Annotated in this window: 23 protein-coding genes; 6 read left to right on the forward strand and 17 right to left on the reverse strand. The window is 70.5% G+C overall.

From position 1 onward, the window contains the following. Nucleotides 1-51 precede the first annotated feature (51 nt). Entirely contained in the window at nt 52-780 is a 729-nt protein-coding gene (locus OHB49_RS06630; RefSeq protein ID WP_329158677.1) for a hypothetical protein, read from the reverse strand. A 531-nt stretch (nt 781-1,311) separates the two neighbouring features. Between OHB49_RS06630 and OHB49_RS06635 the strand changes: the two genes are divergently transcribed. The 4 genes from OHB49_RS06635 (at nt 1,312) to OHB49_RS06650 (ending at nt 5,413) form a co-directional block, all read left to right on the forward strand. Then, complete coding sequence (locus tag OHB49_RS06635) at nt 1,312-2,145, forward strand: slipin family protein (protein ID WP_329158679.1); 834 nt, start codon at nt 1,312-1,314, stop codon at nt 2,143-2,145. 125 nt (nt 2,146-2,270) lie between these two features. Next, on the forward strand, nt 2,271-2,798 hold the full coding sequence (locus OHB49_RS06640) for a universal stress protein (RefSeq protein ID WP_030973614.1): 528 nt from the start codon (nt 2,271-2,273) through the stop codon (nt 2,796-2,798). Nucleotides 2,799-3,660: 862 nt separating this feature from the next. Next, a complete protein-coding gene (locus OHB49_RS06645; RefSeq protein WP_329158680.1) occupies nt 3,661-4,824 on the forward strand; it encodes an SDR family NAD(P)-dependent oxidoreductase in 1,164 nt (387 codons plus the stop codon). A gap of 394 nt (nt 4,825-5,218) precedes the next feature. Continuing rightward, a complete protein-coding gene (locus OHB49_RS06650; protein ID WP_329158682.1) occupies nt 5,219-5,413 on the forward strand; it encodes an antitoxin in 195 nt (64 codons plus the stop codon). A gap of 429 nt (nt 5,414-5,842) precedes the next feature. Here OHB49_RS06650 and hypE read toward each other — a convergent pair whose 3' ends face one another. From hypE to OHB49_RS06725, 16 genes are all read right to left on the reverse strand, one after another. Beyond that, nucleotides 5,843-6,931 carry a hydrogenase expression/formation protein HypE gene (hypE, locus tag OHB49_RS06655; RefSeq protein ID WP_329166384.1) on the reverse strand — a complete coding sequence of 363 codons (1,089 nt, stop codon included), beginning with the start codon at nt 6,929-6,931 and terminating at the stop codon, nt 5,843-5,845. Between the two features lie 19 nt (nt 6,932-6,950). Then, on the reverse strand, nt 6,951-8,075 hold the full coding sequence (gene hypD, locus OHB49_RS06660; RefSeq protein ID WP_030973606.1) for a hydrogenase formation protein HypD: 1,125 nt from the start codon (nt 8,073-8,075) through the stop codon (nt 6,951-6,953). Next, the gene (locus OHB49_RS06665) at nt 8,072-8,392 is read right to left on the reverse strand and encodes a HypC/HybG/HupF family hydrogenase formation chaperone (protein WP_329158685.1); all 321 of its coding nucleotides are present in this window, start codon (nt 8,390-8,392) and stop codon (nt 8,072-8,074) included. The genes hypD and OHB49_RS06665 overlap by 4 nt, the downstream gene beginning before the upstream one ends. A 51-nt stretch (nt 8,393-8,443) precedes the next feature. After that, nucleotides 8,444-10,855: a carbamoyltransferase HypF gene (gene hypF, locus OHB49_RS06670; protein WP_329158687.1), complete on the reverse strand. Its 2,412-nt coding sequence runs from the start codon at nt 10,853-10,855 to the stop codon at nt 8,444-8,446. Continuing rightward, nucleotides 10,852-11,790 (reverse strand): hydrogenase nickel incorporation protein HypB, encoded by a 939-nt coding sequence (gene hypB / locus OHB49_RS06675; RefSeq protein WP_329158689.1) that lies wholly within the window; start codon nt 11,788-11,790, stop codon nt 10,852-10,854. Before hypB ends, hypF begins: the two co-directional genes overlap by 4 nt. 3 nt (nt 11,791-11,793) lie before the next feature. After that, nucleotides 11,794-12,186, reverse strand: a complete 393-nt coding sequence (gene hypA, locus OHB49_RS06680) for a hydrogenase maturation nickel metallochaperone HypA (RefSeq protein ID WP_329158691.1) — start codon at nt 12,184-12,186, stop codon at nt 11,794-11,796. Between the two features lie 129 nt (nt 12,187-12,315). Next, the gene (locus tag OHB49_RS45815; RefSeq protein WP_376255183.1) at nt 12,316-12,420 is read right to left on the reverse strand and encodes a DUF6893 family small protein; all 105 of its coding nucleotides are present in this window, start codon (nt 12,418-12,420) and stop codon (nt 12,316-12,318) included. Between the two features lie 19 nt (nt 12,421-12,439). Beyond that, on the reverse strand, nt 12,440-12,988 hold the full coding sequence (locus OHB49_RS06685; RefSeq protein WP_329158693.1) for a hydrogenase maturation protease: 549 nt from the start codon (nt 12,986-12,988) through the stop codon (nt 12,440-12,442). After that, entirely contained in the window at nt 12,985-14,433 is a 1,449-nt protein-coding gene (locus OHB49_RS06690; protein ID WP_329158695.1) for a hypothetical protein, read from the reverse strand. Before OHB49_RS06690 ends, OHB49_RS06685 begins: the two co-directional genes overlap by 4 nt. Then, nucleotides 14,430-15,131 carry a DUF6084 family protein gene (locus OHB49_RS06695; protein WP_329158697.1) on the reverse strand — a complete coding sequence of 234 codons (702 nt, stop codon included), beginning with the start codon at nt 15,129-15,131 and terminating at the stop codon, nt 14,430-14,432. The genes OHB49_RS06690 and OHB49_RS06695 overlap by 4 nt, the downstream gene beginning before the upstream one ends. After that, complete coding sequence (locus OHB49_RS06700; RefSeq protein WP_030973591.1) at nt 15,128-15,799, reverse strand: DUF5947 family protein; 672 nt, start codon at nt 15,797-15,799, stop codon at nt 15,128-15,130. Before OHB49_RS06700 ends, OHB49_RS06695 begins: the two co-directional genes overlap by 4 nt. Next, nucleotides 15,796-16,413: a hypothetical protein gene (locus tag OHB49_RS06705; protein WP_030973589.1), complete on the reverse strand. Its 618-nt coding sequence runs from the start codon at nt 16,411-16,413 to the stop codon at nt 15,796-15,798. Before OHB49_RS06705 ends, OHB49_RS06700 begins: the two co-directional genes overlap by 4 nt. After that, nucleotides 16,410-18,194: a nickel-dependent hydrogenase large subunit gene (locus OHB49_RS06710; RefSeq protein WP_030973587.1), complete on the reverse strand. Its 1,785-nt coding sequence runs from the start codon at nt 18,192-18,194 to the stop codon at nt 16,410-16,412. The genes OHB49_RS06705 and OHB49_RS06710 overlap by 4 nt, the downstream gene beginning before the upstream one ends. 97 nt (nt 18,195-18,291) lie before the next feature. Continuing rightward, nucleotides 18,292-19,377 carry a hydrogenase expression protein HypE gene (locus OHB49_RS06715; protein ID WP_030973585.1) on the reverse strand — a complete coding sequence of 362 codons (1,086 nt, stop codon included), beginning with the start codon at nt 19,375-19,377 and terminating at the stop codon, nt 18,292-18,294. A 59-nt stretch (nt 19,378-19,436) separates the two neighbouring features. After that, the gene (locus tag OHB49_RS06720) at nt 19,437-21,221 is read right to left on the reverse strand and encodes an enoyl-CoA hydratase-related protein (protein ID WP_329158702.1); all 1,785 of its coding nucleotides are present in this window, start codon (nt 21,219-21,221) and stop codon (nt 19,437-19,439) included. Between the two features lie 222 nt (nt 21,222-21,443). Continuing rightward, nucleotides 21,444-21,968, reverse strand: a complete 525-nt coding sequence (locus tag OHB49_RS06725) for a DoxX family protein (RefSeq protein WP_329158704.1) — start codon at nt 21,966-21,968, stop codon at nt 21,444-21,446. 205 nt (nt 21,969-22,173) lie between these two features. Between OHB49_RS06725 and OHB49_RS06730 the strand changes: the two genes are divergently transcribed. Both OHB49_RS06730 and OHB49_RS06735 read left to right on the forward strand, forming a co-directional pair. Further along, nucleotides 22,174-24,195, forward strand: coding sequence for an NADPH-dependent 2,4-dienoyl-CoA reductase (locus OHB49_RS06730; RefSeq protein WP_329158706.1), 2,022 nt, complete (start codon nt 22,174-22,176; stop codon nt 24,193-24,195). A 63-nt stretch (nt 24,196-24,258) separates the two neighbouring features. Next, complete coding sequence (locus OHB49_RS06735) at nt 24,259-24,819, forward strand: PadR family transcriptional regulator (protein ID WP_030973578.1); 561 nt, start codon at nt 24,259-24,261, stop codon at nt 24,817-24,819. Nucleotides 24,820-24,851: the final 32 nt, after the last annotated feature.

Below are 24,851 nucleotides of genomic sequence, written 5' to 3' on the forward strand. Positions count from 1 at the left end.
CCCGGCCCGATTCCGACGGGCCGGGGTTTCCATGTGATGCGGGTGGAGCTGTTACCACTTGTTGCCGTAGTGGTCCCTGACCACTCGGAAGCTGCCCACTACGCCGTTCTTGACCCACACGCCGCCGTGGACCTGGCGGGTGAAGACACCATTGCTGGTGCTCCAGGGACCGACAGTGGCGACCGGGGAGCCGTTGTCGCAGGTCGCCCCGCGGAAGAGCTCTACGGTCCTGCGGCTGTCGTTGCGGACGTTGAAGCTCCGCGAGCCCAGGCCGCTGACCACGGTGATGCAGCCGTCCGGCTGAGCGGAGTACGACCGCTCGTTGATGTGGATCCGCCCCTTGTCGTAGCCGCCGTAGCCACCGTCGTCGCCGCCACGGCCACCGCCGCCGCCACCGCCGCCGAAGCCACCGCCACCGCCGCCGCCGCCACGGCCACCGCCGCCGCCACCGCCGCCGAAGCCACCGCCACCGCCGCCACCGAAGCCGCCTTCGTCGCCGCCACGGCCACCGCCGCCGCCACCGCCGAAGCCGCCTTCGTCGCCGCCACGGCCACCGCCGCCACCGCCGCCGAAGCCGCCTTCGTCGCCGCCACGACCTCCGTTTCCGTTCCCTCCGTTTCCGTTCCCGTCGCCGGCAGCGGGGCCCGGGGCGGGGGCTGCCTGTTGGACGGATGGGGCGGCTGGAGCGGATCCAGCAGCCGAGGCATAAGTAATGCCGGTTGTCGCGAGGACTGCGGCGCCCACTACGGCGGCAGTCACAGCGACGGTACGCGTCGTCATGTCACTTCTCCCTGTCTCAGAGACGTCGGCCGGTAAGCCGACCTGCGATGAACGTACTAATAGTCCCTTTAGCTGTCATATCGGACATCCCCATGGTGTGACGCGAAGGGGCCGACCGGGTGTACGAACGGCAGGTTCCATGGGCCGATGCATCATCTGATGGGTCGTGAAAGCCCAGGAAAATGGGCATATCTGGCGCACCGTTGGGCTTTCCGGGCGACATACTGCGGCCCTCTCACCCTGTCGGCAGCATGCCGCCGATTCCAGCACGGCGGAAACGCCCCCCGCCGCCCGTCCCGACGCCTACGCGTCACATGTCCGGTCAGGTCTCCCCAAGTTCTCGGGACTCATGGTGGGTCCCTCAGAACACGGACCGAATGGCAACGGCCCGGCGCCCCGCACCGATCCCCGGCCCGGATGCCCCGTGCTCGGGATATTGACGATCCCTTGACCTCCAGGACCGCATCCATGACTGCGCCCGCGCTGTCCTCAGTGGTATCGAACCTGCCCCTCGTGAAGGAGTCCGCTGCCATGGATGGCGCTGTCGTTGGAGCTGTGGTTGTCGTCGTCTGCGTGCTGCTGGTGCTGCGCAGCGGGATGCGTGTGGTCAATCAGGTGGACCGAGGGGTGGTCTTCCGCTTCGGCAAGACGCTGCCCGGCCATCGGCAGCCCGGCATCACCTTCCTCATCCCGTTCGCCGACCGGATGCGGAAGGTGAACGTACAGGTGGTGACGCTGCCTGTGCCGACGCAGGAGGGCATAACCCGGGACAACGTGTCGGTGAAGGTCGATGCCGTCGTCTACTTCAAGGTCGTCGATCCGGTACGGGCCACGATCGAGGTGCAGGACTACATCTTCGCGGTCGGCCAGGTCGCCCAGTCCTCCCTGCGCTCCATCATCGGCAAGAGCGACTTGGACGATCTGCTCTCGGACCGCGAACGGCTGCACGAAGGGCTGGCCCTGATGATCGACAGCCCGGCGGCCGGCTGGGGTGTGCACATCGACCGGGTCGAGATCAAGGACGTGCAGCTGCCGGAGTCGCTGAAGCGTTCCATGTCGCGGCAGGCCGAGGCGGAGCGTGAGCGGCGCGCCCGGGTGATCACCGCGGACGGCGAGTTCCAGGCGGCACAGCAGCTCGCCAACGCTTCGCGCATCATGGCCGACACGCCGGAGGCGATGCAGCTGAGGCTGTTGCAGACGGTGGTCGAGGTGGCAGCCGAGAAGAACTCCACGCTGGTCATGCCGTTCCCGGTGGAACTGCTGCGGTACTTCGACCGGGCGGCTCGCCAGTTCGGGACGGGCAGCGACGTCGCGACACCCGTTCCGGCCCCGCACGACGAAACAGTGCCCGACCCCCGCGCGTAACGCCGTCAGGGGTCCGTCAGGGTCTGCTGCCCCGGCGTCAGGGATTCGCCAACGCACCATGATCGCCACCGCCCTTGGGCCTTCCATGAGGTCAGGACCTGAGGTCGGCGAGGAGTGGTGACGAAATGGAGCGAGCGGACGAACGGCGTGTGGTGGCCGGTGTGAGCGGCACGCTGGGCAGTCTGACAGCACTGCACCGGGCCGCGGCCGAGGCCCGGCGCACCGATGCCGTACTGCGGGCCGTACTGGCCTGGTCACCTCCCGGCGGCGAGCTCGGGCAGCGCAGTCAGCCGTGGCCCGAGCTGCTGACCGAGTGCCGTCGGGTGGCGGGCGACCGGCTGCTCCGGGCGGTGGACACCGCCTTCGGCGCGGCCGGGCCCGGGGTGCCGATGGAGACTCTGGTCGTACGGGGCACACCGGGCGTCGCGCTGATCGCTGCGACGAACGGCCCCGACGACCTGCTGGTGGTCGGGGCCGGGGCGCGCGGAGGGCTGCGGAGGGCTCTGCATCCTTCGGTCGCCCGGTACTGTCTCGCGCACGCGACCTGCCCGGTGCTCGCCGTACCCCCCTCTCCGTTGCAGGACGACATTGCCGCCGTCCACCGCCGGATTTCCTGGCACATGCCGCTGAACGCCCGGGAGTTGGCGGACTGACGGGCTGCGTCCGTGCGCGTGAGGACGGTCGCCATGAAGTGGGTCGCGTCCCCGTCGACCCGGGGGATGAACAGCGCCCTTGACGGTCCTCCGAATATCGGCCGACGGAACGAGCAGCGCTGTCGTCAAGGAGTTGTCAGCAGGCCGTAAATCCGGGCCGGATCGGTCGAACAGCACCATCGCGGCGCTTAGATTCTGTTTGTGCCGCTCAAAAACTGCGGACGCTCAGGCCCTGACCGTGCCCGACAACCCGGTCGCGCCGACGGAGGATACGCGGCGGCGTATTCTCCGCACCGCGCCCGCGCACGGCCTTTCCGGTACCGGGGCCCCGGTACCGGAAAGGCTCAGCCTCACTTCCGGTCGACTCACCGGTTGCTCGCGCTGTGCGGACGATCGTCTTCAGCACCCTGATCATCCTGGCCCTGATCCGCTCGCCCTGCGCAGCGTCCGCCACCGCCTCGGCCGACTCCTGTCAGGGGGTCATCAGGGATTCGCGCGCCGGCTTGAAGCGGGGCAATCGGCAGAGTGGGATAGGGGACGTGAACAGCGGTCTGCGACATGACGATCGGCCACCGAATACGGTGCCGCCGGTGATGCGCGTCGTTCACCCCTGGATGCGTTGACGCATTCGCCCGTGCTTCGGCACACGGTGCTCCTGCGCACCGCTCACCTGCGGCCGCCCGATCAATGAAGCGGCCGCTTCTCCATTTCTCTTTCCACTGTGCGCGCCTTGCCCCATGCACACCTGAAACTCAATTCGCAGGCGGCTGGGGCTGTTCCATCGCATCGGCCCGACACCCGAGCCCGCACGTACAAGAACAGGAATCCACGATGTCTTCTGCCTCCTTGTCCGGACCGGGCCGTGCCGGTCACCGGGGCCACTTCCGGTGTCGGCTGGGAGACCGCCCGGATCCTCGCCGAGCGCGGCACGCTCATCCTCGTCCACGGCCGCACCGCCGAGGAGGCTCAGGCCGCGACCGACAGGCTCATGGCCGCCGGTGTCAGTGAGCCCCACCTACGCACTTACGCCACCGACTTCACGGGCTCCGACACGGCGGAGGCGATGGTCCGGGAGGTCGTCGGGATCCACCCGCACCTGGACGTGCGCGCGTACGACGAGGGCGTCGCCCCGGCGCCGCCCGCCACCGGGGAACGGCTGAAGCGCCCGCAGAGACGGCCAGAACCCGGCGTACTGGCCGCCGCTTTCCCGTACACCCGGCTCCGGAAGGGACCCACCATGATCGAACTCCTGCCGCACCGACTTCCCGCACTCTCACGCTGGTTCCCCGCCGGAGCGCCGGGTCCGGCAGCCCTGGCCGAGCATGTCCTGACCACCGGGATCGGCCGCTTCTGGGCCGACCACGCCGTCCAGCCGCGCGCAATCGCCGTCGACTGCGCCGCCCATGTACTGCTGCGTGGCGATCCCGGCGCACTCGTCCCCGCGGAACTGGCACCGCTCGGCTCGCGCTACATCGAGGCACCCGCCCGATTCCTTCCCGTCCTCGGCGCCTCCTTCGACCGGATCATGCCGTGGGAGCGCATGGTCTACACACAGCAGGAGGAACCGACCTCCCCTGCGCGCACTCCCAAGGGCGTGACCGTACGCCGCATCACCGCCGCCGATGCCGACGCACTCGACGCGCTCGGCCCGGGTGCTGCCTGGATACATGCCAGCTGGGGTGGCCCGGCCGGGCTCGCCGCCTCCGGGCACGCCTGGGGCGCCTTCCACCAGGGCGAAGCCGTCGCCGTGGCGTGCACGTACTTTCTCGGCAGCGCGTACGAGGACCTCGCCGTCGTCACCGCCCCCGACCATCGCCGCCGGCAGCTCGCCCTCAGTTGCGTCACCGCACTCTGCGCCGACGTCACGGCACGCGGCCACACACCCAGCTGGAGCTGCTCGCGCCACAACAGGGCCAGTCGGCTGCTCGCCTGGAACGCCGGTTTCCGCCTGGTGCGCGAATACGTCCACCACGCCACCGGCGCACCGGCCGTCCGCGGGATGTCGGGGACGAGAATCCCCGCATGAAGCCCCACCCGGCACTGCGGCAGCTCGCGGCGCAGGTCGACCGCAAGACGGCCCGCACGGTCTTCAAGGTCTCCGACCTGAAGTGAACCTGCCCGACTGTGCGGGATACCGGCTCGGTCGGCCCGCGGCGCGTCAGGACCCTGCACTGCCCCCGGTCGTACAGGTCGCCACGTCGATCACCACCGCCGGCACGATGACACCGACGGGGATCCACAGAGTTCTGCTCTGCTGCGCCGCTCCCCGACGCTCCGGAGAAGGCGCTCGCGCCGCATCCGGGACGGTGCGAAACGTGTACGGGCGGCCGTCGTGGCGTGCGCGCCGTCCCATGCGGATGCGAAGTGCGGCACAAGTGGCGACGCTGGAAGGGTCAGGGTGAACGCACCGAGGAGGACCCATGTCCATGATGGACAAGATCAAGCACATGCTGAAGGGCCACGAGGACCAGGCGGGCAAGGGCATCGACAAGGCGGGTGACACCATCGACGACAGGACCCAGGGCAAGTACACCGGCCCGGTCGACACCACTCAGGACAGGCTCAAGGGCCAGCTCGGTTCGGACCGCGGCCAGGACCAGCCGCCGCAGACCTGACCCTCACCAGGCCATTGCACCGTCAATAGGCCGCTGCCGCCTCGCCTGCTCATGACGTGAGCAGGCAGGGGCGGCCGGATGTCCGGTCCATGCGGGCGCGGTGCGGTCGAGACCGGCTCCCACCGTCGATCCAGCTGTCCCGCAGACCGCCTGCGGGTCGTGGCGTCGCTGATTCCCCGGCGGCCATCAGGTGCCGGCTGTCCGGCTCCGTCCCGCCACGGCGGCTGAGCGGCTCGGACCTCTTCAAGGAGAACGTGCATCGGGCTCGTGCGAGCCCGATGCGGCGTCCTCGTCCTTGAGCCGGTGGCCGCGCACGCCTCGTACGCATGGTCAACGGGAAACTCGCATGGCCATGCGAGTCGTCCCGTTTCTCTCGGGGGGGGGCGGGGGGCGCCGCACCTCGCTCGCTACCGCCCGGAGAGCGGCGGGTCAGCAGATCCGGGGCAGCTGCTCCCCGATCGGCAGGTCGACCACGCGCGTCCCACCGAGCCCGGTACGGGCCACGACCATGCCGGGATGCGACTCCACTGCCTCGCCGATGACGGCCGCCTCCGCTCCCAGCGGATGCGCCCGCATCGACTCCAGAACGGCTTCGGCGTGCTCACGGGGGACGAATGCGACGAGTTTTCCCTCGTTGGCCACGTACATCGGGTCCAGGCCCAGGATCGCGCAGGCGTTGGCCACGGCCGGCGGGACCGGGATGTCGCGCTCCTGGAGGACGACACCGGTGCCGGAGGCCGTCGCGATCTCGTTGAGCGCCGCGGCCAGTCCCCCTCGTGTGGGATCACGCAGGACATGGAGGTCGGGGGTGACCGCGAGCATGGTCTCCACCAGCCCGCCCAGGGCCGCGCAGTCGCTCTCGATCTCCACGCCGAACTCCAGGCCCTCGCGCACACTCATGATCGCCACGCCGTGCGCACCGATCGCACCGCTGACGATCACGACGTCGCCGGGGACCACCCGCTGGGGACGGAGGTCGACGCCGGCCGGGACCAGGCCGATCCCGGCGGTGTTGATGAAGATGCCGTCGCCGTGACCGGCGTCCACGACCTTGGTGTCGCCGGTCGCCACCTCGACGCCCGCCGCGCGCGCGGCTGCGCCCAGCGCGTTGGCCACGCGTGCGACGACCGAGACCTCTACGCCTTCCTCCAGGATGAAACCGCAGGAGAGGTAGGCGGCCCGGGCACCGCTCATGGCCAGGTCGTTGACCGTGCCGTTGACCGCGAGGTCGCCGATGCTGCCGCCGGGGAAGAACAGCGGCCGCACGACGTACGAGTCGGTGGAGAAGGCCAGCCGGGCGCCACCCAGCGATACCACGGCCGAGTCGGTCAGTTGCGCCAGCACGTCACCCCCGTAGCCGGGCGCGAAGACGTGCTGGACCAGTTCGGCCGAGAGTGCACCGCCACCGCCGTGGCCCATCACCACCCGCGGCTGGTCGCGCAGCGGTGCCGGGCAGGTCCATGCCGTCAGGTCGAGTACGGCCGGGTCGCCGGGAGCGTCCGTCGCCGTGGCGGTGATGTTCAATGCTTCGGTCGTCTCAGGCAACGGGGCTCGTCTCCCTGGCTGCGGTGGTGATGTCCAGTCGCCGGTAGAGGTAGTACGCGGCGCAGGCGCCCTCGCTGGAGACCATGGTGGCCCCGAGCGGGTTGCGCGGAGTGCAGGTGGTACCGAACGCCTCGCACTCGTGGGGCTTCAGCAGCCCCTGCAGGACCTCGCCGCTGCGGCACGCGGCGGGCTCCTTGGTGTCGATGCCGGTGACGGAGAACCGGTACTCGGCGTCGTAGTCCCGGTAGCGCGTGGAGAGCCGCCAGCCGCTGTCGGGGATGGTGCCGATGCCGCGCCAGGCACGGTCGGTGACCTCGAAGACGTCGTCCAGCATGGCAAGCGCCGCGGGGTTCCCGTCCGGGTGCACGGCGCGCGGGTACGCGTTTTCCACGCTGTGCTCGCCGCGCTCCAGCTGCAGGACGGTGCGCCGTACGCCTTCGAGGATGTCCAGCGGTTCGAAACCGGTGACCACAATGGGCACCCGGAACCGTTCGGCCAGCTCCGGGTACTCCCGCGTGCCCATCACGCTGCACACGTGACCGGCGGCGAGGAAGCCCTGCACCCGGCAGCTCGGCGACTGCATGATGGCCTCGATGGCGGGAGGGACCCGCACATGGGACACCAGGAGGCTGAAGTTCGCGATACCGAGTCTGCGTGCCTGATACACCGTCATGGCGTTGGGGGGTGCGGTGGTCTCGAATCCGATCCCGAAGAAGACCACCTCGCGGTCGGGGTTCTGCTGGGCGATCTTCAGGGCATCGAGTGGCGAGTAGACGACCCGTACGTCGCCGCCCTCGCTGCGGACCCGGAACAGGTCGCGGCCGGTTCCGGGTACTCGCAGCATGTCCCCGAACGAGCAGAAGATCACCTCGGGGCGGGAGGCGATGGCCAGCGCCTTGTCGATGACCTCCAGGGGCGTGACGCAGACGGGGCAGCCCGGACCATGGATCAGTTCGACCTGTTCCGGCAGGAGTTGATCGATGCCGTGCCGGATGATGGTGTGCGTCTGCCCGCCGCAGACCTCCATCAGCGCCCAGGGCCGGGTCACCACGGAGTGGATGTCGTCGAGCAGCCGGCGCGCCAGGTCCGGGTTCTGGAACTCTTCGATGTACTTCACTGCTGCACCTCCTCGGGTGCGTCGGCACCACCGGCGCTGGATGCGTCGCCGGGCTCCGCGGCCCGTTCCCATGGGTCCCCGAACTCTTCCTGGAGCAGGCCGAGTTCGGCGAAGAGTTCGAGCGTCTTCCTGGCCGACTCCTCGTCCAGCCGCTGCAGGGCGAACCCCACATGGACGATGGCGTATTCACCGACCTGGAGATCCGGCAGATACTCCAGGCACACTTCTTTGACCACACCGCCGAAGTCGACGGTGGCCATCCGGGTACCGTCACGCTCCTCGATGTCCATCACTCTGCCGGGTACCGCCAGGCACATGGCTGCTCCTTGCTGTGGGGGGGGCGTTGCCCGGCTCTGCCGGGCCGGACGTCAGTCGGCGGCTGCGCCGGTGCGCGCCGCCGCGTTGCGGGTGGCCACCATGAGCTGACCGAGCGCCAGTCCACCGTCGTTCGGGGGGACCTCACGGTGGCGCAGGACGGTGAAGCCGATCTCGTTCAGCGTCCGGGCGCACCGGGAGGAGAGCAGGGTGTTGGCGAACACACCTCCGGTCAGGGCTACTTCCTGCAGGCCGTACTGTTCGCGGGCTGCGACGCACACCTGGAGCACGACGTCCGCGACGGCTGCGTGGAAGCGTGCGGCGACCAGTGCCGTCGCCGCACCGGCGCGCACGTCTTCGACGACGGCTGCGAGTACCGGCGAGGGGTCCATGACCAACGGCTGTCCGTCGACCGGGTCCGCCGGGCGCAGCGCGAAGCCGTAACCGGGCCCGGGGTCGGCGGCGGCGCCGACCGCGGCGGCCTCCAGTTCGACGGCGGCCTGGGCTTCGTACCCGGCGCGGTGGCAGACGCCCGCCAGCGAGGAGACCGCATCGAACAGCCGGCCCATGCTGGAGGTGGGAACGCAGTTGAGGTTGCGCTCCAACTGCCGCAGCAGCACCTGTCGTTCGTCCGGTGGGCAGGCTGCCGCGCAGGGCAGATCGTCCGTCCAGCCGATGCCTGCCGCGTACAGGTGGGCCAGCGCCATCCGGTAGGGCCGGTGTACGGCGGCATCGCCGCCGGGCAGCGGCGCGTACGCGAGGTGTGCGAAGCGGAGACAGGCGTCGTAGTCGGCCAGCATGATCTCGCCGCCCCACACCGCCCCGTCGTCCCCGTATCCGGTGCCGTCGAACGCGACGCCGATCACTCGGCGGCTGCCGTCCCGGCCGTGCTCGGCCATCGCGGCGGCGATATGGGCATGGTGGTGCTGCACACGCACGACCGGTCGGCCGGCGGCCCGGCGCAGCGCCCACTGGCCGGTGCGGTAGCGGGGATGCCGGTCGGTTGCCAGGATGCCGGGCCGCACGCCGGTGAGGGTCTCCATGTGCTGTTCGGCGCGCGCGAAGGCCTGCTGCGTGTCCAGGTCGTCCATGTCGCCGACATGGGCGGACAGCCAGGCCCTGCGCTCCTCGGCGAGGCAGAAGGTGTTCTTCAGGTCGCCGCCGGTGGCGAGGGTCGCAGGCACCGGGTGGGGCAGGGCGAGCGGCAGCGGGGCGTAACCGCGTGAGCGGCGTACGATCAGCCGCTCCCCGTCGCAGACGCGCACCACGGAGTCGTCGCACGGCACATGGATCGGGCGGTCGTGCATGAGCCAGGCGTCGGCCAGGTGGGCCAGCCGCTCCAGCGCCTCGTCGTCGTCCGTGACGATCGGTTCACCGGCCACGTTGCCGCTGGTCATGACGAGCAGGCGCGGTCCAGGCGGGTCACCGGGCAGGCCGAGCAGCAGGTGGTGCAGCGGGGTGTACGGGAGCATGACGCCGAGGTCGGGGCTGCGCGGGGCGACGGCATCGCACGGCCAGGGGGTGCGGGCGCCCGGGCGGGCGTCGGCACGCCGCCGCAGCAGGACGACGGGCCGGACCCCACCGGTGAGCAGGGCCCGCTCCTCCTCGCCCACATGCACGAGGTGCGCGACGTCGTCGACGTCCCGCGCCATGACGGCGAACGGCTTGTCGCCTCGGGCCTTCCGGCGGCGCAGCAGGGCGACCGCGGCGGAGTTCTCGGCATCGCAGGCGAGGTGGTGGCCGCCGAGCCCCTTGACCGCGAGGACCGCACCCTCCGACAGCAGTCGGCGTGCCTCCGCGACCGGGTCGCGTCCGGCTGCGCACTGCTCGGGCGTGGTGCCGGTCGGCCGCCCGACGAGCAGTCGCAGCGTGGGGCCGCAGGCGGGGCAGGCGACCGGCTGGGCGTGGAAGCGCCGGTCGGCGGGGTCGGCGTACTCACGGGCGCAGTCGGTGCACATCGGGAAGCGGGCCATGGTCGTGTGCGCGCGGTCGTACGGCACCGCGGTGACGATCGTGAACCTGGGCCCGCAGTGCGTACAGGTGATGAACGGGTGGCGGTGGCGCCGGTCGGCCGGATCGGCCAGTTCGGTGAGGCAGTCGGCGCAGGTGGCCGCGTCCGGGGAAACCAGTGTGCGGGCCGGTCCGCCGGTGTGGGAGTCCACGATGCTGAAGCGGGATCCGCCCGCGGCCGGGACCTGCGTGTGGTCGACGGAGTCCACCCGGGCGAGCGGGGGTGCCTCCGCTGCGATCCGGTCGCAGAACAGGGCCACGGCGGCCGGGGCGCCCTCGACCTCGGCGACGACGCCTTCGGTGGTGTTGGTGACGTGTCCGGCCAGGCCCAACCCGGTGGCCCGGGCGTACAGGTAGGGCCGGAATCCGACGCCCTGCACGACGCCGCGGACCACGACCCGTCGGCGCTCCACGGCTCCCGCGAGGGCTGCTGCGCCGGGCTGTGGGGTCGTCACGAGCGGTACTGCGCCGCGGAGTCGGGTGCTGTCGTCATGACGAGCGGCTCGTCGGGATGCGCGTGTGCGTGGGGGCCGGTGTGCGGATGTTCGTGGGTGCCCAGGTCCGGATGGGTGTGCGTATGCATGCCGGTGTGCGCGTGGGTGTGGGTGTGCGAGCCGCCGTCCGCGCCGTGGTCACTATGGGTGTGGGTGTCGTCGTGTGTGGCCATGTCGCCGTGCGTGTGGGTGTGCTGCTGGTACGGGTGCTGCCGGGCCATCACCGGTCTGTGGACCGGGGCGCCTGCACCTGCGGCCAGGGCCCGGTCGAGAAGCGTGCCCACCCCTTCACCGCGGCGGGCGGCGGTGAGCAGCACTTCCACACCGGGGTTGACCTGCTGGACATGGGCACGGAACGCGGCCTCGTCGAAGTCGACGGCCTCTGCGATGTCGGTCTTGGTGACCACGACGAGCTGGGCCAGTCCGAATGCGGTGGGGTACTTCAGCGGTTTGTCCTCGCCTTCCGTCACGGAGGCGAGGACGACCCTGAGCGTCTCCCCCAGGTCGTACGAGGCTGGGCAGACCAGGTTGCCCACGTTCTCCACGAAGAGGATGCGGGTCCCGTCGGGCAGCCAGTTGTCGAGGTGGCGGCCGAGCATGCCGGCCTCCAGGTGGCACAGTCCGTCGGTGAGCACCTGCTTGACCGGCACGCCGGACCGGGCCAGGCGTACCGCGTCGTTCTCGGTGGCGAGGTCTGCGGTGAGTGCGGCGACCGGCACTCCTCTCTCGCGGGCCCGGCCGAGTTCGCGTTCCAGCAGTTCGGTCTTGCCGCTGCCGGGGCTGGAGAGCAGGTTGACGACGGTGGTGCCGCGGGCCGTGAGCCCGGCTCGCAGGCTGTGCGCCGTCGCGTCGTTCTTGGCGAGTACCGCCTGCTGCAGGTCGACTTCACGGCACATCGTTCAGTGCTCCTGGGAGATCGGTTCGCGGGTGTGTTCGGGTGCGGGGCCGTCCTGCCAGTGCACGCTGAGGATCTGCAGTTCGCGACCTGACAGGAGTTCGGCGGTCGCCTCGCCGCAGACCGGACAGCACAGCTGCGGCGGCATGCCGACCGCCCATTCGTCCGCACAGGGCACGCACCGCGCGCGGGCCGCCACGGAGTCGATGACGAGTTCGGCTCCTTCCAGGACGGTCCCGGCGCAGGCGAGTTCGAAGCAGAAGAACAGGGCGTCGGGGACGACTCCGGCCAGTTCCCCGACCTGGAGCCGGACGGACCCGACCGAAGTGGCTCCGCCTGCCTGAGCCGCCTCTTCCACCTGGTCGACGACGGCCATGGCGATCGACATCTCGTGCATTGGTTCTCCGTCCTGCACTGCGTCATTACAGCGGCGGGTCACGGGGCCCGGCAGACCGGCTCGCCGGTACCCGTGCGGCACATGCACCATTCGGTGCAGCCACGGGCCGGGTCCGGGCGGCAGGTGCCGTCACATCCTGCGCATCCGCAGATAGCGCCTGACGTCGGGCAGGATCTGCGCGACGACGGCTGCGACGGCGACGGCGCTCAGGCCGCAGACAAGGATCTTCTTCATGATGGTGGGTTCCTTCTGCTCAGTTCATGACAGGTCCGGCCGCCGTCCGCCTGGCGTCGGCCGGACGGTCGGCTGCTTGTACGAGGTCCAGGACCATCCGCACGGCATGGGGCACCGCTGCGGCCACGGGGGCGCTCAGCCCGATCCCTTCGTCGACACTGCCGGGTTCGCAGCCGACGACGAGCGTGCGCTTCGGCGGTACGGCTCCGGTGCCCGCGCACAGGGTGCCGAGCAGTGCCAGGACGGCATCGGGGGACATCCGGTGTCCGTCGAGGAGCGCGTTCTGCGGTTCGACGGCTCCGGGTTCGTCGGCCTCGATCAGATACAGGGTTCCCGGGCGGCCACCGCGCGCGGTGGCGTCGATCAGGACGAGGGTGTCGTATCCGTCCAGGAGCTGATAGGCGAGATGGACGCCCCGTACGCCGATGTCGACCAGCTCGACGTCGTCGGGGAGCCGGTGCGAGGACAGTGCGCGCACCGTCTCGACGCCGAAGCCGTCGTCGCCGAGGAAGATGTTCCCGATCCCGGCGATGAAGGTTCTCACGTGCTTCTGCGCAAGGTCGTTCACGCGTCCTCCAGGGGGGCGATCTCGTCCGGCTGGAAGTACAGGAAGCGCCCCTGCTCGCGGCGGATGTCCGCGCCCGGGTCGCCTTCCACGGTGACCGCGAGGTGCACTCCGCCGTCGACGTCGTGGAGCACTGCTTCGACCTGTGCGCTGCGGCCCTTGAGGAAAAGGTCCTGGGCATCGGTCCGCCGGAGCCCCGGTCGCAGGAGGACGCGGCTGCCCACGCCCACGGACCGTCCGTCCACCAGGATCCGGTCCCGGGCCGGGTCGGCGGTGTCGTCGCTCGCCGGGTCCCACCACGGGGTGTCGGGCCGGAGTACGCCGCGGGTGTCGATCAGGTCCACGCCGTCCGGGACGGGGTCCTGCGCGGCGGGCGGAGGCGTCTCGGGTCCGGTGATCTCCCGCAGGGCCCGTACCGCGCCGTGCAGCCGCTCCAGGACCTCGGGGGGCATCGACTCGGCCAGGTCGATGACGGCTGCCGCCCGGGGATCGGTGCCGCGCGCCTCGCGCTTCTCCTGGTCGGTCAGGGCCGCCGTGCGCAGGGCGAGGATCTCGTCGATCTCGGTGGCGTCGTAGAGCGTGCCCGGGCTCTCGGGGGCGATGGCCGGATGGTCCTCCAGGATGATCGGGGACGACAGCATCAGGTCCGCTCGCCCGGGTTCCCCGGCGAGCACCGGCCAGGTGTGCAGGTTGCGGCAGGCCGCGACCGCACCCTTGGCCCATTCGGGCGGGTCCGTCATCGACAGGAACGATCCCGCGCTGAGACCCAGCAGCAGGTGCGCGGCGACCAGCGACCGTGGGAGCGCGGCCTCCCGGTCGGCCTCGGCGGAGTCGGACGTCCAGTCGCTGGTGTTCTCCACCACGGCGGTGAGCCTCATGACCCGGTAGGGGCCGTCGAGTTCACGGGCGGACAGCCGCACAGCACCGCTGATCTCCTCGCAGCGGCGGACCAGGCGGCCCACCGTCCGCCCGTCCGCGTCCAGGACGGGTTCGGTCTCCTCGCGGGCGGGCCGCGTGAAGGGGACGGTGACGCCGTCCCCGGCCAGTTCGGCGACGTCCACGACCACTTCGACGCGTTCCTCGGCGCCCTCGTCCCACGGGACCAGCACCCGGTCGGCCAGGTCGAGTCGGGCCACCGTCTCGAACGTGCCGTTGTCGAGGGCCTGTTGCACCGTCCGTCGCTGGGCGTGCAGGAACCGTGCCTCGACGGCGAGCGTCGCACCGGGCTTCGGTTCCATCAGGCACTCGGTGTGCTGGAAGTCGTGCTCCTCGCGGTCGGCGCCCCAGCCGGGCGGTACGAGCACCCCGAACTGCCAGCGCAGCCGGTTCTTGGCCGCGGAGGCCCGGTACGGGTACAGCACATAGCCCTCGAAGAGGACGGTGTCGGCGACCTGCCGGGCGGTGGCGAACCGGGACTCCAGTGCGGGCGTGAGCAGGGATGCGGTCACGGCGCCGTCCTCTCCGTGACGCGGGGCAGTACGGGCCGGCGTGCCGGGCGCTCAGGGGTCGGAGCCCCGGCCGCTCCGGCCAGGTCGATCAGTGCCTGGACGGTCGCTTCCCAGGACGGCAGGGCCTGTCGGGAGCGGAAGGCGAGCAGCGCGTCCATGGTGTCGCGCGGCAGCCGGATCCAGCCGCAGCCCGGGAAGTGCTGCTCGATCATGTCCTTCCACACCGCCACCGGCATGCGGCAGGAGGCCTCGCGGTCCCAGGGCACCGGCTCGACGTGGAAGCCGCTGTCCCCGGTGAAGGCGGTGCCGGAGAAGAGCAGGAGGAGCGGCACCTCGCCGTCCTGGAGCGCGTCGAAGTAGCGTGTCGCGGCGACGTCCAGGTCGTAGGTGCAGGGCACGACGAGGTCCACCTCGGTCTCCGTGGTGAATGACGGGACCATCAGGGAGACCTGGGCGAACTGCAGGGGCTGGAGTGTGTTTCCCCAGCGTGAGCGGTCACCGAAGAGGTCGTGCAGTCCGTCCGCCTCGGCCTGCTCGTAGCCGCGCCGGCCGGGTTCGATACGGATCTGGCAGCGAAGCGCGAGGGCGTGCACCCGGGCTTCCGGGGACGCGGTGATGCGCAGCCGGAGGACCAGCGTGGGGCCCGCCGCGTACGGGTCGGCGCGGACTCCGGTGCAGGTGAAGGCGAATTCCGTCACCGCGGCTGCCCCTTCTGCTGGGTCCGGGCGGCGCGTCCCTCGACGTGTGCGAAGAACGCCTGGAGGTCGGCCCTCGCCTCGGCCCCGCCGTCGAAGCCCTGCCAGAGGAGGCGCATGCGTCCCACCAGCTCGTAGCAGATGTCGATCGGTACGAGGTAGCACTCGGCCCGGCCCTCCGTGCGGCGCATCAGCAGCGCCTCGACGTCGGGTTCGAGCAGTGCGGCGAGGCGGGTGGTGCCGAGCACGGTCTGCCAGGTCTCCGGGTCGAGTTCGCTCTCGGTGGCTCCGGCCGGGCTCGGGTAGAGCGCGACCAGCCGGTCCAGAGCGGCGTTGCGGAAGAAGAACGCGACGCCGACCGGAATCTGCAGGAGTTCCCACGCACCGTCGTCGAGACGGTGGTCCGGATCGGACAGATAGCGGTCCGGGACCGTTCTGAAGCGTCCGTGGGCTGCGCCCGGCCGGTCGAAGAGCAGGGAGCACGGGGTGCACGCGCAGGCCAGCGCCCGCTTCTCGGTGTCCACGAGATGCCGATGGCCGCCCTCGGTCACGGGCACGCCGCAGAGCTCGCAGCGCTCCTGCCGGGGTTCCGGCGGCGTGGTGAACCTGCGCAGGCCTCGGGGGCGGGCAGCGGGCTCCGGGCGCCCGGCGGGCGCCTGGGGTGCGATCATGGCGCCTTCGCCTCAACGGACTTCCCGGCCACGGAAGTTCCGGCCGGCGGACGGGTGGCGATCTGGAGCAGCGGTGGCTCCCGGTCGGTGGTCGAGGACTCCATCTCCACCTGGTTCACTTCCGGCACGAAGCAGGCCAGCGCGTCCTCGACGCTGCGCCGGGTCGCCGCGCCCGTGCTCGGGCAGCCGCAGCCACCGCCGTCACCGGCTTCGGACGAGGAGCGCAGCCGCAGAATGCCGGTCTCCTCGTCGAAGCCGACGACCTCGACAGGGTCACGGACGGAGTCGAGGGCGCGCGCGATGCGCGTGCCGATGTCCTCCGGGTGCAGGTCGTGCAGGGCCAGCAGGCTCGACACCAGTTCGTCGTCGAGCAGCGCGGCGAGCGGTCCGCTGCCGGTTCCGTGGTCCACGGGGGTGCTGAGGCGGTCGACGATACGAGCGAGGCCGGCGCCGTAGAAGTCCATCAGGACCCGCACCAGATCCTCGGCCGCGGCACCCACTTCCTGGTCTCCGACGGCGGTCAGACGGTCGAGCAGTTCTTCGACCCGCTGTCCGGCCTCCACGGCGTCGACGGCTCGCGGCGGTGCGACGGCCGACGGGGCTGCGGCGCTCATCCGGCCAGTCCGCTCAGTCCGGTGGGCACATGCATCTGCTTGACGGTCCTGCCGTCACCCACGTACATGTGGACGCCGCACGGCAGACAGGGGTCGAAGCTGCGGACTGCCCGCATGATGTCGATGCCCTTGAAGTTCTCCGGGGTGTTCTCCTCGAAGATCGGTGTGTTCTGCACCGCGTCCTCATAAGGGCCGGGAGTGCCGAACGTGTCCCGGGTGCTGGCGTTCCACGGAGTGGGCGGATAGGGGTGGTAGTTGGCGATCTTGCCGTCCCTGATCACCATGTGGTGGGAGAGCACTCCCCGTACGGCCTCCGTGAAGCCGACCCCGATGCTCTCGTCCGGCACGTCGAACTTCTCCCAGGTCTGGGTGCGTCCGGCGCGGACCTCCTCGAGCCCCTTCTCGGCACAGTGCAGCGCGATGGCGGCGGCGTACGCCTGGAAGTAGGTGCGGGCGCGGTTGCGTTCCAGCGCGTTGCTCCACTTCGGGATCTTCCACTCGAAGGTGGTCTCGGGCTTGGTCATCGTGCGCGGCAGGTTGATGACGACGCTGTGGCCGGTGGACTTCACATAACCGACGTCGACGAGCCCGGACAGGGCGGTGGACCAGAGGCGGGCGATGGGGCCGCCTCCGGTGTCCAGTGCCAGGTGGTCCTTGCCGTCGAACCAGCGGGGCGACATCACCCAGCTGTACTTGTCGTCGAAATTCCGCTTCTGCGGGGCGGGGATGGTGTGCTGGTTCCACGGGTGGCGGGGGTCCACCGGGTTGCCCAGCGGGTCGTGGGTGACGAACTGTTCCCGGCCCTGCCAGTCGTCGTAGTACGAACTGCCGAGCAGGATCCGGATGCCGAGGTTGATCTCGGTGAGGTCGTTGGTGACCAGTTTGCCGTCCACGATCACGCCGGGGGTGACGAACATCTTCCGTCCCCAGTCCGTCATGTTGGCGTACGTGAAGTCGCAGTACTCGGGGTCGTTGAGCGCTCCCCAACAGCCGAGCAGCACCCGTCGGCGGCCGACCTCCTCGTACCCGGGCAGCGCCTCGTAGAAGAAGTCGAACAGGTCGTCGTGCAGGGGAACGACCCGCTTCATGAACTCCACGTACCGCATGAGGCGGCTGAGGTAGTCCGTGAAGAGCTGGACGGACGCGATCGTTCCCACACCGCCCGGGTAGAGCGTGGAGGGGTGCACATGGCGCCCTTCCATCAGGCAGAACATCTCCCGCGTGTAGCGGCTCACTTGAAGAGCCTCGCGGTAGAACTCCCCCTCGATGGGGTTGAGGGAGCGCATGATGTCGGCGATCGTGCGGTAGCCGTGCTCCCCGGCGTGCGGCGCCTCGGTGCGCTCGGCGAGCTCCAGGACTCCGGGGTTGGTCTCGCGGACCATCTTCTCGCAGTAGTCGACCCCGACCAGGTTCTCCTGGAAGATGTTGTGGTCGAACATGTACTCCGCCGACTCGCCCAGGTTGATGATCCACTCAGCGAGGTGCGGCGGCTTCACCCCGTAGGCCATGTTCTGCGTGTACACGGAACATGTGGCGTGGTTGTCGCCGCAGATCCCGCAGATGCGGCTGGTGATGAAGTGGGCGTCCCGGGGGTCCTTGCCCCGCATGAAGACGCTGTAGCCACGGAAGACCGACGAAGTGCTGTAGCACTCCGCGACCCGCTTCTGTTTGAAGTCGATCTTCGTGTGGATGCCGAGACTGCCTACGATCCGGGTGATCGGATCCCAGGCCATCTCGACGAGGCCACTGCCGTCGCCGGCCGCCTTCGTCGTGGATGCCATTGTGTGTGCCATAACCCTTCTGGGAAGCGGGAGTTGAGGGAGGGGGAGCGAAGGCGCGCCGTCCGTCGATCGCGGAGCGGTGGCGCCGGGCGGTCGGTCACCAGGGCGGGCGGTACCCGGTGGTCAGCTTCTTGCCCGTGTGACGCCACTTCGGTTCCTTGTCCACGGTCCTGGCCGTGACCGACCGGAGTCTGCGGATCACCGCCCCATACGCTCCGCTGGCGCCGACGGATACCTTTCCGCCGGGCGGTTCGTCCATGAACGGCATGAACTTGTCGGGGAAGCCCGGCATGGTGCAGGCGATACAGATGCCGCCGACGTTCGGGCAGCCGCCGATGCCGTTCATCCAGCCACGCTTGGGGACGTTGCACTTGACGACGGGGCCCCAGCAGCCGAGCTTGACCAGGCACTTGGGCGAGTCGTACGTGGTGGCGAACTGGCCCTGCTCGTAGTAGCCGGCCCGGTCGCACCCCTCGTGCACGGTGGCGCCGAAGAGCCAGGTCGGGCGCAGCTTGTCGTCCAGCGGAATCATCGGAGCGGAGCCCACCGCCTGGTAGAGCAGGTAGGTGAGGGTCTCCGAGAAGTTGTCCGGCTGGATCGGGCAGCCTGGCACGCACACGATCGGGATGCCGGCCTTCGAGGTCCAGTCCCAGCCCAGGTAGTCGGGCACGCCCATGGCACCCGTCGGGTTGCCGGCCATCGCATGGATGCCGCCGTACGTGGCGCAGGTTCCGATGGCGACGACCGCCAGGGCCTTGGGCGCCAGCCGGTCGATCCATTCACTGGTCGTGATCGGCTGGCCGGTCTCCGGGTTGTCGCCGAAGCCGCACCAGTACCCCTCCTGCTTGATCGACTCGTTGGGGATGGACCCCTCGACGACCAGCACGAAGGGATCGATCTCGCCACGTTCGCCCTTGAAGAACCACTCGATGAAGGTGTCCGCACCGCCCACCGGACCGCATTCGAAGTCGATCAGGGGCCAGTGGACCTGGATCTTCGGCAGGCCCGGCAGCACACCGAGGACGATTTCCTCGATACTCGGCTGCATCGCCGCCGTCAGCGACACCGAGTCGCCGTCACAGCTCAGCCCCGCGTTGATCCAGAGGATGTGGATCGGGGACTCCTCGTCGCCGGCCGCACCGTCTGCGCGGTCGCCGACCGTGTTCGCTGTTGCTGCATCCATGGGGATGTCTCCTTGGGGAGCTCTGCGCTGAAAGCCCGCTTTTCGGCCTTCCTGTCCAGCTAACCGTCAGTCGGTCCGGGTACATCGGTGAGCGCCGCCGTTGCGGTGACGGCACGGTCCCGGGTGGCGGACGGCTGGGCCGTGCGCCTTCCGGGTACGCCGACGCCGAGGTGAGGCGGCGTCCGGGTCGGGGGTTCCTTGCGTACGAAGGCACGGCGCAGGCGGTGGTACGGGGCGTCCAGGTCGAAGAAGATGGACCGCATCGCGGCCAGTTCCTCCTGCCGGTAGGCGGCCAGCGGCTTGAGCGCCTCCTGGCGCTCGAGCGCCGTCTTCTTCCGGGCGATCCGTGCCTGTGCGGCGGTCGACGAGGCCAGCCGGGCGGCCAGTCGAACGGCCTCGCCCGGGAAGTCCTGGGGCCGGCAGGCGATGGTCCGGTCCACCAGGCCGAGCCGCTCGGCGGCTTCGGCGCCGAGCGGCAGCGCCTCGCGGGAGATCCGCTCGGCCGTCTCGGGCCCCACTCTGCTCGGCAGGGTACGGGTCCAGTACTCCGAGCCGGACAGTCCCATCAGCCGGTAGTGCGGGTTGAGCACCGAGCCCCTGCGGCACCACACCTCGTCGGCGGCCAGCGCGAGCATCGCTCCACCGGCGGCGGCGTTGCCGCCCACGGCGGCGACCACCAGCCGGTCGGTGGTGGTCAGCACGGCCTCCACCAGGTCGTTCATGGCGTTGATGTTGGCCCAGGACTCCTCGGCGGGGTCGGCCGCCGCCTCGATGACGTTCAGGTGGATGCCGTTGGAGAAGAAGTCCCGGCCGCCGCCCAGCACCAGGACCGAGGTGGGCCGGGAGCAGGCGGTCCGGTAGGCGTCCAGGAGGCGTGTGCACTGCGTGGTGCTCATGGCCCCGCCGGGGAACGAGAACGTCAGATGTCCGACGGCACCGGTCTCCTCGTAGCGGATGTCGGTCCAGGTTCCGCGGCGCCCGGATGCGTCCGGCGGGACCGGGTCCGCAGGCAGCGGTGGCAGCCGGTCGCCGAGCGCCAGGACGGCGGGGAGCCTGAACGGGGCCGGCTGTCCCGGCTGCCGCCTGGCGCGCAGCTCCGGGATCCATACGGCGCCGTCGACGGTGGCCCGGCAGACCCCACCGGCCCGCGTGGCCAGCAGCTCTCCGGGGCGGCCGCGCAGCCGGTCCTCGGGGTGCCCCCCGTGCAGGAACCACTCGCCGCCGAGCAGTTCGTCCAGCACGCCGGGCTGCGAGTCGGCCGCCCGCAGCTTTCGCAGCACGGTCCCGGTGGGGTCGGAGCGCCAGTCGATCCGCCGTCGTTCCTGACGGAGATACGGCCGGGTGCCGTCCGTGGCACGTGAGCCGTCCTGGGGCCGGGGGGTGTACATCCCCGAGGCGAACCGGTCGACGGCCCGCAGCACCGCTGTCAGCGCCGCGTCGGAGACCTCGTTGCGGTACAGGTCGCTCTTGCCCACCTGCGGAACGGAGAACTCCACCGACGCCCAGACGTCTCCGGCATCCATCTCCTCGTCGGCCTGCAGAACCGTTACGCCCCAACGGGTGACGCCCTCGTGGATCGCCCAGTCGAGTGAGGACGGTCCGCGGTCGCCGACGGGTCCTGGATGGACGATGAGGCAGGTGTGCGCCGACCACACGTCACGCGGGATGGCGGTCCTGAGCATCGGAGCCACGATCAGGTCCGGCGCGAACCCCCGGACCGCGTCCCGCAGATGGACGTCGGAGAGTGCGAGTCCGACCGCCACGGTGTGGCCCCGGTCCCGCAGCTCCGCGTGGACGCGCTGAGTAAGGCTGTTGAACGCACTCGCGACGAGCAGGATGTGCACGGCGGACTCCCAGCGGCTCTGAGGTTCTGCGGCTCTGCGGCTCCCGGCCGGAGCGGGTCCGGCCGCCTGCAAGCCTCGGACACACCCGACGGGCTCCGTCATCACCGGGCGGCGGAGTCACTCGAAAGGGGGAACGTCCTGCGGCCACCCGACGGCCGGGAACACAGCCATGGGGGCGACGGTGCGTGAGGGTGGGCAGGGCGGCCCTGACGCACCGTCGGCTCAGTTCTCGGCCGCGTTCTTCCTCAGCCCCCTGGACCGCTTCCCGACGACGACCACGACCCCGGCCGCACTGCCCGCGAAGGCGAGGGCGACGATCCGCGGCCGGTTGAGGAGGTGATGGGTCGCGTGGTCGAGGGAGTACCGGCCGGGGCCGGTCAGGCCGATCGCGGCGGCGGTGAAGCCGAGGAAGGCCGGGTACTCGTACCCGCCGCCCTGCGCGAAGAAGCCCGCGGGCGCGTGGACGGCGACGGCGGCCGACATGATGCCCGCAGCGGCCGCTCCGGCGACGGGGGTGGCGAGGCCGAGGGCCAGCAGGGCGCCGCTGCCCGCCTCACCGAGTCCGGCGACGACGGCACTGCGCCCGGGCGGATGGAAGCCCATGGCCTGCATGCCCGCGGTGGTCCCCTCGATCCCCCCACCGCCGAACCAGCCGAACAGCTTCTGACTGCCGTGTGCGGCCAGGACCGCGCCGGTGCCGACTCGCAGGAGGAGCAGACCGAGGTCACGCCGGTCGAGGCAGGCCATGGGGGTCTCCGTGGAGTTCGGGTGTGTTCCGGGTCACGGATCCACTCTCCGCACCACGACGGGTGGACGTGCCCCGGTGCTACTCCGTCCGGGGGCCGCCATCCGGCGGTGAGCAAATGCGACGCAGGTCATTGTGCAACTTGTTGCACAATGACGTTTCGGTGGTCTACAACTGGCGCAACGACACTGTGTGAGGAGCCGCCGGATGACCCCGTACCCGAACCTGCTCAGCCCGCTCGACCTCGGGTTCACCACCCTCCCCAACCGGGTGCTGATGGGATCGATGCATGTCGGCCTGGAGGAGGCGGAGCGCGGCTTCGAGCGGATGGCGGCGTTCTACGCGGCCCGCGCCCGCGGCGGTGTGGGCCTCATGGTCACCGGTGGCATCGCGCCGAACGACCGCGCCCGCCCGTATCCCGGCGGCGCCAAACTGACCACCGAGGCGGAGGCCGAGCAGCATGCTCAGGTCACCGCCGCGGTGCACGCGGCGGGCGGCCGGATCGCCATGCAGATCCTGCACTTCGGCCGGTACGCGCACCATCCGGACCTGGTGGCGCCGAGCGCCATCCAGGCCCCGATCAGCCCGTTCACACCGCACGCCCTGACCGACGACGAGGTCGAGGAGACCGTCGAGGACTTCGTGCGGACCGCGGAACTGGCGCGACGGGCGGGCTACGACGGTGTCGAGATCATGGGCTCCGAGGGCTATCTGATCAATGAGTTCATCGCCGCCGAAACCAATCACCGCACCGACCGCTGGGGCGGTTCGTACGAGAACCGCATGCGGTTCCCGGTGGAGATCGTGCGCCGGGTCCGCGAGCGGGTCGGCAGCGATTTCATCCTGATCTACCGGCTCTCGATGCTGGACCTGGTGCCCGGCGGCTCCTCGCTGGAGGAGGTCGTGCAACTCGCCCGGGCCATCGAGACGGCCGGGGCCACGATCATCAACACCGGGATCGGCTGGCACGAGGCCCGCATCCCCACCATCGCGACTTCGGTGCCGCGCGGTGCCTACACCTGGGTCACCGAGAAGGTGCGCGGCTCCGTCTCCGTACCGCTGGTGACCAGCAACCGGATCAACACCCCCGAGGTCGCCGAGGAGATCCTCGCGTCGGGCCGTGCGGACATGGTGTCGATGGCCCGGCCGTTCCTCGCCGACCCGGACTTCGTGGCCAAGGCGGGCGCGGGCCGCGCCGACGCGATCAACACCTGCATCGGCTGCAACCAGGCGTGCCTGGACCACACGTTCAGCGGGAAGATCACCTCCTGTCTGGTCAATCCGCGCGCCTGCCACGAGACCGAGGCCGAGCTCACCCTGTCGCCGACCCGGACCCGCAAGCGCGTCGCGGTCGTCGGCGCCGGGCCCGCGGGTCTCGCGTGCGCCGTCTCGGCTTCCGAGCGCGGGCACGCGGTGACGCTCTTCGATGCGGCCGACGAGATCGGCGGCCAGCTCGACGTGGCGCGCCGGATCCCGGGCAAGGAGGAGTTCAACGAGACGCTGCGGTACTTCCGCACCCGACTCGCGGAGCAGCAGGTCGAGCTCCGGCTCGGGACGAAGGCCACGCCGGGCACCCTCGACGGCTTCGACGAGATCGTTCTCGCCACCGGTGTCACGCCCCGCTCCCCCACGATCGAGGGCCTCGACCACCCCAGCGTGGTCAGCTACCTCGATGTCCTGCGCGACGGGGCACCGGTCGGTGAGCGGGTCGCGATCATCGGTGCGGGCGGGATCGGATTCGACGTCGCCGAGTTCCTGACGGACGGCGGCGACGCGGCGAGCCTCGACCCCGAGGTGTTCTTCCGGCAGTGGGGGGTCGACACCGGGTACCGGGAGCGCGGCGGTCTGCGCCTCCCCGAGCGCCCCAAGCCGCCGCGCACCGTCCACCTGCTGCAGCGCAAGGAGAGCAAGGTCGGCGCGGGGCTCGGGAAGACGACCGGGTGGATCCACCGCACGGAGCTGCGGCACCGCGGCGTGACGATGATCGCGGGCGTCGCGTACGACCGCATCGACGACGACGGACTGCACCTGACGGTCGACGGCGAACAGCACCTCCTGCCGGTCGACACGGTGGTGCTCTGCGCCGGACAGGAACCGCGTCGCGAACTGTACGAGGAGCTGCTCGCCGCAGGCCGTACGGCGCACCTGATCGGCGGCGCCGACGTGGCCGCCGAACTGGACGCCAAGCGGGCGATCCGCCAGGGCACGGAGCTCGCCGCCGCGCTGTGACGACGGGCCGCTGCGCCCGGGGCCCACGGCTCCGGGCGTGGCGCCGTCCTTAGGATGCGTCCCATGTCACTCCCGAACGCGATCCTCACCGCCCTGCTCGAGAAGCCGTCGTCGGGGCTGGAGCTGACCCGCAGGTTCGACCGGTCGATCGGCTACTTCTGGTCGTCCACGCACCAGCAGATCTATCGCGAACTCGGGAAGCTGGAGGAGGCCGGACAGATCCGGGCCCTGCCGTCGACCCAACCGGCCCGTGGCCGGAAGAAGGAGTACGAGGTGCTGCCCGCCGGCCGCGAGGCGCTGGCCGCCTGGGTGGCGCTCCCGGAGGACCCGAAGCAGATCCGCGATCCGCTGCTCCTGCGGATGCGTGCGGCGGCCGTGGTCGGCGCACCGGGCCTCACGGCGGAGCTACGCCGCCACTTGGCGTTGCACGAGAAGCAGCTGGCCGAGTATCTGGCGATCGAGAAGCGGGACTTCCCAGCCGGTCGGGACTCCGAGGCGGACCGGCTGCGGCATCTGGTGCTGCGCGGCGGAATCGATCTGGAGAACTTCTGGATCGGCTGGCTGAGCCGGGCTCTGGCGCAGGACGCCGGTTCAGTCACCCCGGCGAGCCCGTCCGGCCCATGAGGGCCGTCCTGGGGACGTCTGATCAGGGCGGT

The organism is Streptomyces sp. NBC_01717 (assembly GCF_036248255.1).
Lineage (GTDB): Bacteria > Actinomycetota > Actinomycetes > Streptomycetales > Streptomycetaceae > Streptomyces.

Bases quoted from the DNA above. Each gene is read 5' to 3' on its own strand.
- OHB49_RS06700 (WP_030973591.1), bottom strand. From the start codon at position 15,799: ATGATCGCACCCCAGGCGCCCGCCGGGCGCCCGGAGCCCGCTGCCCGC.
- hypA (WP_329158691.1), bottom strand. From the start codon at position 12,186: ATGCACGAGATGTCGATCGCCATGGCCGTCGTCGACCAGGTGGAAGAG.
- OHB49_RS06730 (WP_329158706.1), top strand. From the start codon at position 22,174: ATGACCCCGTACCCGAACCTGCTCAGCCCGCTCGACCTCGGGTTCACC.
- OHB49_RS06705 (WP_030973589.1), bottom strand. From the start codon at position 16,413: ATGAGCGCCGCAGCCCCGTCGGCCGTCGCACCGCCGCGAGCCGTCGAC.
- OHB49_RS06735 (WP_030973578.1), top strand. From the start codon at position 24,259: ATGTCACTCCCGAACGCGATCCTCACCGCCCTGCTCGAGAAGCCGTCG.
- OHB49_RS45815 (WP_376255183.1), bottom strand. From the start codon at position 12,420: ATGAAGAAGATCCTTGTCTGCGGCCTGAGCGCCGTCGCCGTCGCAGCC.
- OHB49_RS06635 (WP_329158679.1), top strand. From the start codon at position 1,312: ATGGATGGCGCTGTCGTTGGAGCTGTGGTTGTCGTCGTCTGCGTGCTG.
- OHB49_RS06650 (WP_329158682.1), top strand. From the start codon at position 5,219: ATGTCCATGATGGACAAGATCAAGCACATGCTGAAGGGCCACGAGGAC.
- OHB49_RS06715 (WP_030973585.1), bottom strand. From the start codon at position 19,377: ATGGATGCAGCAACAGCGAACACGGTCGGCGACCGCGCAGACGGTGCG.
- OHB49_RS06640 (WP_030973614.1), top strand. From the start codon at position 2,271: ATGGAGCGAGCGGACGAACGGCGTGTGGTGGCCGGTGTGAGCGGCACG.
- hypB (WP_329158689.1), bottom strand. From the start codon at position 11,790: ATGTGCCGTGAAGTCGACCTGCAGCAGGCGGTACTCGCCAAGAACGAC.
- OHB49_RS06710 (WP_030973587.1), bottom strand. From the start codon at position 18,194: ATGGCATCCACGACGAAGGCGGCCGGCGACGGCAGTGGCCTCGTCGAG.
- OHB49_RS06665 (WP_329158685.1), bottom strand. From the start codon at position 8,392: ATGTGCCTGGCGGTACCCGGCAGAGTGATGGACATCGAGGAGCGTGAC.
- OHB49_RS06725 (WP_329158704.1), bottom strand. From the start codon at position 21,968: ATGGCCTGCCTCGACCGGCGTGACCTCGGTCTGCTCCTCCTGCGAGTC.
- OHB49_RS06630 (WP_329158677.1), bottom strand. From the start codon at position 780: ATGACGACGCGTACCGTCGCTGTGACTGCCGCCGTAGTGGGCGCCGCA.